At 44.2% G+C, this 12008-nt stretch carries 9 protein-coding genes; 6 read left to right on the top strand and 3 right to left on the bottom strand.

Annotated elements, in window-relative coordinates:
* The first annotated feature begins 4 nt into the window (after window positions 1-4).
* Window positions 5-877 (top strand): DUF3078 domain-containing protein, encoded by an 873-nt coding sequence (locus tag L6773_RS03210; RefSeq protein ID WP_237852411.1) that lies wholly within the window; start codon window positions 5-7, stop codon window positions 875-877.
* Window positions 878-883: 6 nt separating this feature from the next.
* Entirely contained in the window at window positions 884-2248 is a 1365-nt protein-coding gene (locus tag L6773_RS03205; RefSeq protein WP_237852410.1) for a pyridoxal phosphate-dependent decarboxylase family protein, read from the top strand.
* A 141-nt stretch (window positions 2249-2389) separates the two neighbouring features.
* Here the strand turns inward: L6773_RS03205 and L6773_RS03200 are convergent, their stop codons facing one another.
* Window positions 2390-4675, bottom strand: coding sequence for a glycosyltransferase (locus tag L6773_RS03200; protein WP_237852409.1), 2286 nt, complete (start codon window positions 4673-4675; stop codon window positions 2390-2392).
* A 154-nt stretch (window positions 4676-4829) separates the two neighbouring features.
* Between L6773_RS03200 and L6773_RS03195 the strand changes: the two genes are divergently transcribed.
* The gene (locus L6773_RS03195) at window positions 4830-5828 is read left to right on the top strand and encodes a serine hydrolase domain-containing protein (protein WP_237852408.1); all 999 of its coding nucleotides are present in this window, start codon (window positions 4830-4832) and stop codon (window positions 5826-5828) included.
* Window positions 5829-5978: 150 nt separating this feature from the next.
* Here the strand turns inward: L6773_RS03195 and L6773_RS03190 are convergent, their stop codons facing one another.
* Together L6773_RS03190 and L6773_RS03185 are read right to left on the bottom strand one after the other, a co-directional pair.
* The gene (locus L6773_RS03190) at window positions 5979-6398 is read right to left on the bottom strand and encodes a VOC family protein (protein ID WP_237852407.1); all 420 of its coding nucleotides are present in this window, start codon (window positions 6396-6398) and stop codon (window positions 5979-5981) included.
* Between the two features lie 146 nt (window positions 6399-6544).
* The gene (locus L6773_RS03185; protein ID WP_237852406.1) at window positions 6545-7267 is read right to left on the bottom strand and encodes a DUF1499 domain-containing protein; all 723 of its coding nucleotides are present in this window, start codon (window positions 7265-7267) and stop codon (window positions 6545-6547) included.
* Window positions 7268-7461: 194 nt separating this feature from the next.
* Here L6773_RS03185 and gltX point away from each other — a divergent pair, with 194 nt between their 5' ends.
* From gltX to L6773_RS03170, 3 genes are all read left to right on the top strand, one after another.
* Complete coding sequence (gene gltX, locus L6773_RS03180; RefSeq protein ID WP_237852405.1) at window positions 7462-8943, top strand: glutamate--tRNA ligase; 1482 nt, start codon at window positions 7462-7464, stop codon at window positions 8941-8943.
* Between the two features lie 248 nt (window positions 8944-9191).
* Window positions 9192-9659 (top strand): hypothetical protein, encoded by a 468-nt coding sequence (locus tag L6773_RS03175; RefSeq protein ID WP_237852404.1) that lies wholly within the window; start codon window positions 9192-9194, stop codon window positions 9657-9659.
* Between the two features lie 6 nt (window positions 9660-9665).
* Window positions 9666-11942, top strand: a complete 2277-nt coding sequence (locus tag L6773_RS03170) for a TonB-dependent receptor (RefSeq protein WP_237852403.1) — start codon at window positions 9666-9668, stop codon at window positions 11940-11942.
* Window positions 11943-12008: the final 66 nt, after the last annotated feature.

Below are 12008 nucleotides of genomic sequence, written 5' to 3'. Positions count from 1 at the left end.
AACTATGAAGCATACCTTTCTTTTATTCTCATTCATCATTTTATATGTCCCATTTGCATCCGCTCAGGATTCAATCTCTATCCCAGATACTCTACAGGGAAGTAATACCTCCTGGACTGTTGGTTTAAACGGATCGCAAGCATCGTACTCCAACTGGGCACAGGGCGGTACAAATAATATTGCTGCAACGGGTACGTCCACAATTACAACTCTTTATAAGAAACAAAAATTTGCATATGGGCTTCTTCTGGATACCAGGTACGGAAAAACCCGAATCGAAAACGAAGGGACACGAAAAATTTCGGATCGGCTCTATTTTCTGAACCGGTTTTTGTACACTCTCAATGAAGAAAATCCGGAGCTAAAACTCTTTACTAATCTTGTTTTTCGAACACAATTTGATAAGGGATATGATTACGGTGCAGCTGAAGATGGCGGCAATATCCTGATTTCTAAATTTATGGCTCCTGCCTATTTTAATGAAAACATTGGATTGGCTTATGTCCCCAGTGATATATTTTCTGTTGAAGCGGGTATTGGTTTAAAGCAAACATATGTTAGTGATGAGTCTCTTTCCGAAACCTATGGACTTGATGAGGGGGATCAGTTTCGATCTGAAGCGGGTTTAACCATCGGTGCCAGCCTGGAAACAGATCTGATGGAAAATGTGCAGTTTTCATCCAGCATTCAGACATTCACAAATTTTACTACCGGCGTCAATAGCACTGATGTTTTATTCTCGAATAAACTGATTGGCCGCATAAATAGTTACATCAATACGAATTTGAGCCTCGATTTGGTGTATGACGACGACTTTTCAAAAGAAATCCAGGTTGCACAAATTCTTTCACTGGGAATCTCTTACTCAATTCGTTAAGCTGATTTGAACAATTTTGAACCATACTTGCCGATCCTTAAAAATGCTCTAAGAAAGCTGGATACCTGGCGAGATTCATACGGTTCGCTGTCTGAAACTGGCTCATCAGCTGGTCAACTTGACAAAATTCGGGAGATTGCAGATCAGCTCGCTTCCCGGCTGGAAGGTAACTATCCCTTCCACCACCCCAGTTATGCCGGGCAGATGCTGAAGCCTCCCCATCCCATCGCCTGGCTTTCATATGCCTTGGCGATGACCATCAACCCGAACAACCACGCATTGGACGGCGGGCCGCCAACTTCAGAGATGGAGAAAGAGGTGATCCAAAAAATGACCTCCATGGTTGGATATGATTCGAATTCTCTCGGACATCTGACTTCAGGTGGGACAATTGCCAATCTTGAGGCTCTGTTTATCGCCCGTGAAATTCATCCGGGTAAAGCAATTGCAGCATCTGAAAATGCACACTACACTCACCAAAGAATGTGCCGTGTACTCAATTGTGAATTTATTAAGATTCCGGTGAACCACCGTGGAATCCCGGATCTGGATTTTGTTAAAAAAAATTCTACTAAAATCGGCACTCTCGTTGTAACAATGGGCACAACGGGACTCGGAATCGTTGAACCTCTTGAAGAGATTTTAAAAGTAGCCGAAGAGAACGATATCCGGGTTCATGCCGATGCCGCCTACGGAGGGTTCTTCAAACTCATTTCTGATGAGTTATCTTCAAATATACACTGGCAGCATCTTTTTGAATGCGAAAGTATTGTGATTGATCCCCACAAGCATGGCTTACAGCCCTATGGTTGCGGCAGTGTTCTTTACAAAGACGCTGCTGTCGGAAAATACTTCAAACATGATTCTCCCTATACCTACTTTACATCAGATGATCTGCATCTCGGTGAAATCAGCCTCGAGTGTTCCCGGGCAGGAGCATCCGCCGCAGCTTTCTGGGCAACACTGGAACTGATGCCACTTACCAAATCGGGACTTGGAAGCATTCTATCCTCCACGATCAGGGCAGCTGAAAAGTTTTCGTCGCATATGAAAGAATTGACAGGCTGGAAACTTTATCAAGAACCGGATCTCGATATCGCAGCTTACTTCAAAGTTCCTGCTGATAAATCTATCAGTAATTTGAATTCGATAAATCAAGAAGTATTTGATAAGGGGATGGAATTAGACAAGAAAGGGTATCACCTGAGTCTCTTCAAAATTCCTTCGGGCATATTTTCTAAGAAATTCCCTGAGTATAAAGTAGATGCAGATTATGCCACCCTTCTCCGAAGTGTTTTTATGAAAGAAGAGCACGAGGAGTTCGTGGATGAACTGATTGAGAGGTTAGTTAAATGTAACCCGGCTCGCTGAGCCGGGGATTAGATCGGCTCAGCGAGCCGATTTACAAGCAGAGGAGTATCTACTTATGATCAGATCTCATTATGAGATAGCGCAAGCGTCTCGCTTGTGCTTGTTACGATGGGCACGAGCGGGATGCTCGCACCATCCAACTCAAAACTTCAGCTCAAACGATGAATCTTCGGCTTTAAAGCGATAGGGATCGAGTTGAGACGCCATCGCAAAAAACGACTTTGCTTCCCCCTGTTCATTATTCTTCTCGTACATATCTCCGGCCAGGTAGAAAAGTTCGGGGCTCGACGGATATTCACCAAGCATCTCATTCAGAAGAGGAATCGCTTTATCGAACTCCTTATCGGCAACAAAAATCTTGAGACGATATAGATCAAAAATCGGGTGATTCTTCTCTGCCAGACTCATGTAGTGTTTACAGCGGGAGTAGATATTTTTCTTGAAATAATAGTGGATAAAAAGAACTAAAAGCGATGTATCCGGTTTCATCTCATCGATCTCTTCCTCCAGGGTTCGGAGCAACTCTCGTTCATCAGCAATCAAGAGTGTAAGTATAATGGTGAAAAATTCATCGTCTGTCCATTCCTGACGAAGAATTTCAGTGCGAACTTCATTCGTCAGGTAGTTTTGAACGGTTTCCACCCATTCAGAACTGGGATTCATCGGGTTATCCGGGGCACCTAGTTTTTGGAATCGCTCGGGATGAGTTCCCTGGTTGGGCAGCTCAATCGGACGATCAGATCCCCATTTTTTAAAAAACCGCTCACGATTCATCCATTTCAATTCCGGATTCAATTCCAGGCCCATCAATTTAATTGTGGTGCCTCTTTGATGCTCAACAACTGAATTTCGAACCACAACCAGTTCCATCTCGCTTTCAGTAATCTGCCTGCAAAAATCATCCATCTCGAAATAGCATAACTGGTACTCTTCATCGAAACGAACCGGCAGGTCTTTCCTGATCATAAAGCAGCAACTGTCTACACGTTCGGAAATCAACCACGGCTCATCTACATTGAGCTCCTTTCTTTGAGCCTCAATTTTGGTGGTATTTAAGACCGGTGCAGTGAGTGCCGCTTTGTTCGATTTTTTAAAACCCCTTTTCAAAAGGTCCACACTGTTTTTAGACACTTGCACATCATTGTGCATGATTAAGACAAACTCACCTTTTGCAGAGTCGATCCCACGGTTTACAGACTTCGCAAAACCTTCGTTGGAGGAGTGGGTTATCACAGTGATATTCAAAAAACTCTCTTGTTGGAGTTGTTCCAGGTAGTCAAACGTATCATCAATACTCGCATTATCTATCACGATCAACTCCGTGGTTTTGGGATCGACTGCTTTTTCAAGATGTAACAGGGCTACCTCCAATGGTTCTTTCCCATGCCCGGTTGTAGGTATCACAACTGAAACCTCGATATCTGCTTGATTTGAACTCTCAAGCTGCGCTTCAGTTTCCTCCTCCTCTGAAATCAGTGAAAGCTCAGCTTGTTCTTCCGGGTCTTTCGGTTTTCGCTGAAGTGAGTGCTTCAACTCAGCGGCCTCTACATGCCGGCGTAATTTTTCAAGTGCTGAAATTTTAATTCGGCTCCCTTCATGATGTTCGGGGTTCCGCTTTAAAAATTTGTCGATTATCTCGAGCGCCCGTTTTGCATCTCCCTGTTGAATTAAGCGACGGGATTGAATCAGGAATTCGTCATCCGAAGTTTGTTTTTTAAGCCTTGATTCGGAATCCAGAAGCTCATCGAGTAAAGCTTTTCGGACCTCACTTTCATTGTTCAATCTCAGGGCGGTATACAAGAACTCCTGGATATCCAGGTGCGTAGGATGGACGGATTGATCATCAGCTACCACAAAAAATGGGTCGGTCGTATACCAAACATTACTGTCTACCAGGCGAAATGCCAATTCGGCTCCGTGTAGGTGCTCTAAAAACGGGTTAAAAAAAAGCTGCTCGGGATGAATTACATTACGGTTCCAAATCATGCAACTGTCATCCGGTAAGTCTCCCTCCTCGGCGGCATCAACCCAATCCACCGGTTCTTCAGGGAGTTTATAATCGAGTACCCAAAATGCGGCAGGATCGGCTTTGAATTTCCGGATCGCTTCCTTCAATAATGATTCATTCAGCCGATCGGCTCTCAATGGAGCCCAAATCATCGTTCCGGATGCTTGAACCAGTGCCTCATTCAGGCATGCTCCCCTGCCTTTAGATTCATCGTGTTCAAACAGGTATACCCGGTCATTACCGCTGGCAGCAATCTTTTTTTGAATCGCTTGCGATGTAACAGGGTCAGACGCATCATCAATAACAATCAGCTCAAACTTTCCGTGCTCAAATTCAAGAATATCATTCAACAGCGAGCTGAAATGCTTTTCCCTGGCGTGAGTCGTTAAGATGATGGATAGTTGAATAGTGTCAGTCATACTCGTTTTGCTTTTCTCAAATATACAACATGGAGATGGACGCTCAAACGTGTTTATAAAAACAGTTTCTTCTAAAAGTTTTAAACGTTGTAAATCTCATAAGCGTTAACTCTGCAACCATTGATATTAATTTTCTGCTGTTGTATCTAGAGCCATGAAATTTATTCTTCCTTTTATCATCTGTTTACTGTCAATTACCCGGGGTTTTGCTTTCCAACAGGAAACGCTGAATGACGTTTTTGATATCGGAACCATTCAAAGTCTTATCATCCAGAAAGATGGAGAAATTATCCACGAAGAGTACAACGGCTCGATAGGTGGAAATGATCCCACGAATATTAAATCGGCATCCAAAAGTATCGTCTCATTATTGATTGGAATTGCTATAGATAAGGGATTCATTAAGGGGGTCGATCAACCGCTAAGTGATTTTTTCCCGGACTATTTTGAGCAAAATCCTGATTCGGCAAAAGCTGCCATCACGCTACAAGATCTTTTGACGATGCGAAGCGGGCTCGAAACCACCAGCTTCCGGAACTACGGACGCTGGGTAATGAGTAATAATTGGGTTGAGTTTACCCTCGACCAGCCCTTCGTTGAGGAGCCGGGCGGGGAGATGGTGTACAGCACAGGGACGTCGCATCTGCTCTCTGTGATTCTAACCAAAGCCACAGGGATGTCCACACGGGCTTTTGCCAATGAGCATCTGTTTGAACCGATGGATATTCAAATTGGAGGCTGGGATCGCGACCCGCAGGGATATTATATGGGTGGCAACAACCTTGCCGTAGCCCCGCTAGACTTGTTGAAAATCGGCACGATGATGATGGATGTAGGGGAGTATAACGGTCAAAGAATAGTTTCAAAAGATTGGATTTTGGAATCCGTTCAGGTGTACACACGCAGCAATTACAATCCTTACAATTACGGGTATATGTGGTGGAGAAGGCCTGTTGGCAAATACCAGCTCTTCTTTGCATGGGGAAATGGCGGGCAGTACATCATGATCTTACCGGAACTTGAAGCTGTTATCTCTATCACTTCCGATCTCGGTCGAAGCAGCGGATCCCGACGCTATCAGGATCGAATTTTTGATTTCCTGCGGGAAACCGTTATTCCGTTTGTTGAGGAAGCCAAGGTGAGCTCTTCTTAAATCTTTGCGATTTTGACCCACCCCAAACCCCTCCCTATTTCAACAGAAAAGCACTGTTGAAACAAGGAGGGGCTTTTGTTTGGCCATGAATTTACCTCCCCTTCCTTGTTCCGTGTTTTTCGGGATAGGGAAGGGGATTGAGGGGATGGGTTACTTCGCAAAAATCTGCGACTCATCCCGAAACGCCTTAAACTCAAGTGCATTTCCGCTCGGATCAAGGAAAAACATGGTGGCTTGTTCTCCGGGTTTTCCTTTGAACCGAATGTATGGCTCAATAATAAAATCCAGATCGTGCTCTTCCAGGCGTTCGGCCAGTTCAAAAAATTCATCCCACTCCAAGATTACCCCAAAATGTTTTGCCGGAACTTTGTGGCCATCAACCTCATTCGAAGCTGATTTCCCGGCATCCTCCGGGCTGACGTGCGCCACCACCTGGTGGCCCCAAAAATCAAAATCGATCCATTTATCGGAACTGCGACCGGTTTTACACCCAAGTATATCTCGATAAAAGGCAAGCGTTTTTTCGAGTTCTTTAACGGGAAAAGCGAGATGGAAACGAGGTATGCTCATAAAATTGGGTTGTGGGTTGTGGGTTGTGGGTTGTGGGTTGTGCCAAAAAAGGTTCTGGAATATTTGAAGTGAAAGTCAAAATGAACACTGCCCAGTCCTCAATCTAAATTTCTCAATTTTTTGCATACATCCAACTGAGTGAATCTTTAATCAACACTATCCTCTAAATCTTCCAAAAATTCTTCAATCCTTTGAGCATTTACGCCTACATCGCCCCGGCCAATCCTGGATTTCGAACGCATATCTACAAGGGTTCCTTCTGCAGTTTCTGTGAACCGAAGAACAACATCATCCTTAAATCCAAACCAGGCCAGTTTCTCTGTTGCTTCTATTCGACCCTGGTTCCGATTGATCGCCACAAGTTTCCATTCACGATCGGTGATCAACATCACGGCAGCATCCATGACGTCTTGCAGATTCTCAGGTAAAATAATAGGCTGAATTTCGGGATAAGCTTCTCGTTGTGCCTCGGCAGTTTCCGGCCCGGCATATTCCGGCGGATTAGGAGCATCGGCCCGAAGCCTCAGCATCGCAGAAAATTCCGGTGGATTCTCGATATCTGTTGTTATATCGTGAATGGGAGGAACGGATTGAGCTCGTTGCTGCCAGTATAAAGCTGTTATGGAAACAGAACCTGTCAGTAATAATGCCAACACGGCAAAAACAATGGCTTTCGCCCGGCCTTTTCTTAAAAACCATATCGAAATTAATCCAATCAGTGCAAGGGCAATCGTAGCATATGCACTGTAGGTTAGGAGTGTAAATGCCATTCCGAGAGACCATATCTCCCAGTTGTAACCATAACCCGATGCAATGAAAACGAGTACTGCAAGTAAAGACAGGTAAAACAAAATTCGAGAGTAAAGCATAGAAGCCAATTTAAGTAAGGATTATAACTCAATGTATAAAATTGAGAGTAGAAATTTCATTAGAGATAAAGATAGATGCGTGAAGTTTTGAAAACTTCGCGGATCTTACTCATCCTTCTGAATTTATTAGCCATCGGTTCAAATTCACCGTATTTTTGAACTGAGAAAAAATCTGAATAAAGTATTGACGATCTATGACTAACACTGTTCGAGTTCGATTTGCCCCCTCACCTACCGGTTATTTGCATATCGGGGGACTCAGAACGGCACTCTACAATTACCTTTTCACCAAACACCACGACGGTAAATTTATCCTGAGAATTGAAGACACCGATCAGAGCCGCTATGTGGAAGAAGCTGAGCAAGATATAATTAATTCCCTGAAATGGAGCGGAATTGATATTGACGAAGGCCCCGAAACACCCGGCGAGTTTGGACCCTATCGGCAGAGCGAACGGAAAGAGATGTATCATACATTCGCCGAACAACTCATCGAAAAAGGCCAGGCTTATTATGCCTTTGATACAACTGACGAGCTTGATCAGATGCGGGAACGGCTAAAGAAATCAGGAAATCCATCGCCCAAGTATGATGCCATTACGCGTCAGTCGATGAAAAACAGTCTCACTCTTCCCCAGGAAGAAGTCGAAAAAAGACTGGAGCGAGGAGATGAATATGTGGTTCGCTTAAAAGTTCCACGACGTGAAACTGTTCGTTTTGAAGACCTGATACGAGGCCATGTTTCCTTTGAAACCAAAGGACTTGACGACCAGGTTCTGTTGAAATCAGATGGTATGCCGACCTATCACTTGGCGAATGTTGTGGATGATCATGAGATGCAAATTTCTCACGTAATTCGCGGTGAAGAGTGGCTCAGCAGTACACCCAAACACGTGCTTTTATACAATGCATTTGGTTGGGAAATTCCACAAATGGCTCACCTTCCGCTCATCATGTCGCCCAGCGGCGGAAAACTTTCCAAGCGTAAAGCGGAGTCTGAAGGAATTCCGATTAACACGAAAGATTATATCGATCAGAATTACGAGCCTGAGGCGTTAGTCAATTTCCTCGCCTACCTCGGCTGGAGCCCCGGTGATGACAGCGAAATCCATTCACTTGATGAGCTAATCGAACTTTTTACGATGGATCGAGTGAGCAAAGGCGGAGCAGTTTTCAACCATAAAAAACTATTATGGTATAACGAGCACTACCTGCGTGAGCAACCGGATTCACAGATCGCCGATCGATTGAAAGTAATCTCTGATGACGGTTTGATCGATAACGTAAACGACGAATACCTAAAAAGTGCTGTGGGATTGCTGAAAGAACGGATCAGCAAGATAGAAGAGATCCTTGAGATGGGACGTTTCTTTTTTGAAGATCCCAAGGAGTATGATGAAAAAGCTCTCAAAAAATGGAAAGACGAGAGCGCTGAACTTGTCGGCCTTTACAAAACAGAAATTGAAGAACTATCTGATTTTGAAGCAGGCAATTTAAAATCATCTCTTGAATCCGTCATTAATGCAAAAGATGTTGGCTTTGGAAAGCTGATGATGCCACTTCGAATTGCCATCACAGGCCAGGGATTTGGTCCCGACCTGTTCGCTTCGATGGAACTTCTTGGTAAAGAAGCAGTGACCCGGCGGATTGATACAGCACTTGAAAAGTTGGGATAGCATTTCACCCGTCAGACCGCTCCAAGCGGTCTGACGGGTATTCTGGATTGTAAAAAAATAATTTTCCTCTTCAGCGGTTTCCCTTTTTCCAAAGAGGTATTTTTTATAAAAAACACTCGTTTGTGTCTAAGTAACATGTACGAACGAGTAAACCCGCGCTATTACAAGACTTCTTTTTTCTTAATATTACCCTCTTGATTGCATCCTTCCCGTTGATCATATTACGGATAAAGCTCTTGAAGCACTCTTTGTTCATACCAATTGCTCTTCTCCTCATCGCTTCTTTTTTGTTCGCAAGCTGTGAAGGCGGGCTTGAACCACCGATAGAGGAACCAAATCCCACAGGTGTGATTACCGGATCAATCACCTACTCAGGAGAATGGCCTACGGAAGACTCATTGGTTGACCTGCGATTTGTTCCTTTGAAGTCTCCACCTCAAACAGCTCAGGACATTTTTTCTGATATAGAAAACCTGGTATTCAGCGAGCCCCTCGATTTTTTTGTTGAAAAGGATACTTTTATCGTAAACGAAGTTCCGAATGGCTTTTATGTTTACAATACCGTTGCCCAGCAATTTGGGAATAATATATTTGGTGATTGGAAACCGGTGGGGCTCTATGATCAAAACGACGGAATAATAATCGTTAAAGGCGACACCACTACCATTAGCATTCATGTGGATTTTGAGAACCTCCCACCTTTTCCACCCGAATAGATGATTATGCTTCAAGGAAATACCAAAATATTGCTTTTGAGCCTATTGGTTTTTCTATTGATCCATCCTTCGGCTTATTCCCAGGAAAATTCCGGAACCATTGAGGGAACGGTTCAAAATTCATCGGGAGAATCTCTGCCCGGTGTTCACATTTCAATTCCCGATTTAGAGCTCGGAACCGTTACAAATGCAAATGGTCAGTTTCGACTGACAATCGCATCTCCGGGGACCTACCTTCTGCGAATCTCGATGGTTGGGTTTGAGGAGAAAACAGATAGCATTTCGGTTGCAAGTGGACAAACTATTACCCTTGATATTGAATTATCACCGCTGGTTTTTCAGTCGGATGAACTTGTTGTTACCGCCTCTCGGCGAAGTCAGCTCATTGGAAAAGTATCGGTGAGTATGAATACGATCTCACCGGAAGAGTTGACCTCCAGAAATATCACGTCACTCGACCAAGCCTTGGAATACGTACCCGGAGTTCAGGTACACGGCAACTCGGTGAATATTCGCGGATCCTCCGGATTTTCGTATGGTGTAGGCAGCCGTGTTTTGCTATTGGTGGATGGCGTTCCATTGATGGGGCCGGACGATGGCGGTATGGATTTTGACGGCCTCCCCCTCATTCAAACCAGGCAAATTGAGATTCTGAAAAGTCCCGGCTCAGCCCTCTATGGAGGAGGAGCTTTGGGCGGAGTCGTTAATATCATCACAAAAGATTTTTCTGATGAGCCTGAAAATACTGTTCGCCTCTATGGAGGTGGTTATGAACCGGTTCGATTTGAAACGTGGAGAGCCGGATGGGGCGGCGGGTCTGATTTTCGTCCCCGGGGCGGTATTATTTTCGGACGATCTCACCAGGTTACTGATTCATTTGGGTATTGGTTCAGTGGCAAAATCCACAACAACTCCGGTTACCTGCAAAACAGCACCCGAAAAGGCTTTGAAACATATGCCAAGTTTGGCTGGGATATTTCAGAAGTTATGAATCTCTCTATGTACACCGGCCTTCGCCGAAACAATAATGAGCAATTTCTCTACTGGGATGGACTGGATGATGTTTTAAGCCCCGGGTCGATCAATCTGACCGGAAACGAAGCCAGCGGAGCCAACGACGGACTTTCTGATCGCCTCACAATTCTTCCCGTTTTTCAGCACTCCATCAACCCAAATATTCAATACACGTTAAAAGGACGGCTTTTTGGAGTAGCATTTCGGCCTCTTAAAGATAATGGCCATATCAGTCCGCCGAAACGACATAATAAAGGCCTTCGCTACGGCTTGGAAGCAGAATCAACCATACAGGCCACTGATGAAATGATCATTAGCGGCGGACTCTCTTTTGATGAAAATGTGATCAACTCAGATGTGTTTGTAGGCGAGGATTCGCTAACCGTTCGCAATCAACCCGAAGGCGCTCTATTCCTGCAATCTGAGTACACCTGGAATGATCAGCTTACAACTACCGCAGGCGTTCGATACGACGCTTACCAGGTACACACCCGAAGTACAGCCACTCAGTTCAGTCCAAAGTTTAGTGCATCTTATTCGATCAATGAAAGTCTGACAGCCCGTGCTTCTTTTGGACGAGGATTTCGAGTGCCCAGTGTAGCTGAACGATTTGTAAACAATAACGATTTTTTTCCACTTGAATCTAATATCACTCTGAAACCTGAGACCAGTACAGGATATGAGGCCGGGGTCACGTACATCAGTCCTATTCTTGACGCTTTTAGTTTAAAAGCAGAACTGACCAGCTTTTGGAATGAGTATCGGCGATTGGTGGAGCCGACCTTTGTCAATGAACTTGCTGCATTTCAGTTTGTAAATGTAACCCGGGCAAGGATACGCGGAGCAGAAGCCTCTTTTTCCGTTTCTACATTGGATCAAAATCATCAAATAAAACTTGGCTATACTTACCTGAATACAACCGATCGAGAGTTGAATCAACCCCTGCTTTATCGTTCAAAGCACTTGCTGAACGGGTCTGCCAATTCAGTAATAACGGACTGGATGGAAGCAGGAATTGATTTCCGGGCAGCGAGTCCGCCTGAACGTGTGGATACTGATTTTTCGCTTTTTGTTCCTGATGCAGAAGTATTTCCCACTCAATACATCACAGATATTCGATTTAAATTTCAGGTGCCCCATGTGTACGAAGGTCTGGATGTGAATGCTTCTTTCCTGATAAACAACCTATTTGATTATTACTACGTGGAGAGACCTGCCATTTTTGCCCCGCCAAGAAATTTTCAAATAGTTATCGAAGCTCTGTTTTGATACTCAAGAAAAGGTTAGATTTAAATATCTACCTGCCTGTTACTCTTTGATTTATGGAACAATGCA

Source organism: Rhodohalobacter sulfatireducens (assembly GCF_022012475.1).
Taxonomy (GTDB): Bacteria; Bacteroidota; Rhodothermia; order Balneolales; family Balneolaceae; genus Rhodohalobacter; species Rhodohalobacter sulfatireducens.
The sequence above is the reverse complement of the archived record's forward strand: the minus strand, read 5'-3'. Positions and strand labels throughout refer to the sequence as shown.

Coding starts and splice junctions, on each gene's coding strand:
- L6773_RS03210 (WP_237852411.1), top strand. CDS start 5: ATGAAGCATACCTTTCTTTTATTCTCATTCATCATTTTATATGTCCCA.
- L6773_RS03200 (WP_237852409.1), bottom strand. CDS start 4,675: ATGACTGACACTATTCAACTATCCATCATCTTAACGACTCACGCCAGG.
- L6773_RS03195 (WP_237852408.1), top strand. CDS start 4,830: ATGAAATTTATTCTTCCTTTTATCATCTGTTTACTGTCAATTACCCGG.
- L6773_RS03190 (WP_237852407.1), bottom strand. CDS start 6,398: ATGAGCATACCTCGTTTCCATCTCGCTTTTCCCGTTAAAGAACTCGAA.
- L6773_RS03185 (WP_237852406.1), bottom strand. CDS start 7,267: ATGCTTTACTCTCGAATTTTGTTTTACCTGTCTTTACTTGCAGTACTC.
- gltX (WP_237852405.1), top strand. CDS start 7,462: ATGACTAACACTGTTCGAGTTCGATTTGCCCCCTCACCTACCGGTTAT.
- L6773_RS03170 (WP_237852403.1), top strand. CDS start 9,666: ATGCTTCAAGGAAATACCAAAATATTGCTTTTGAGCCTATTGGTTTTT.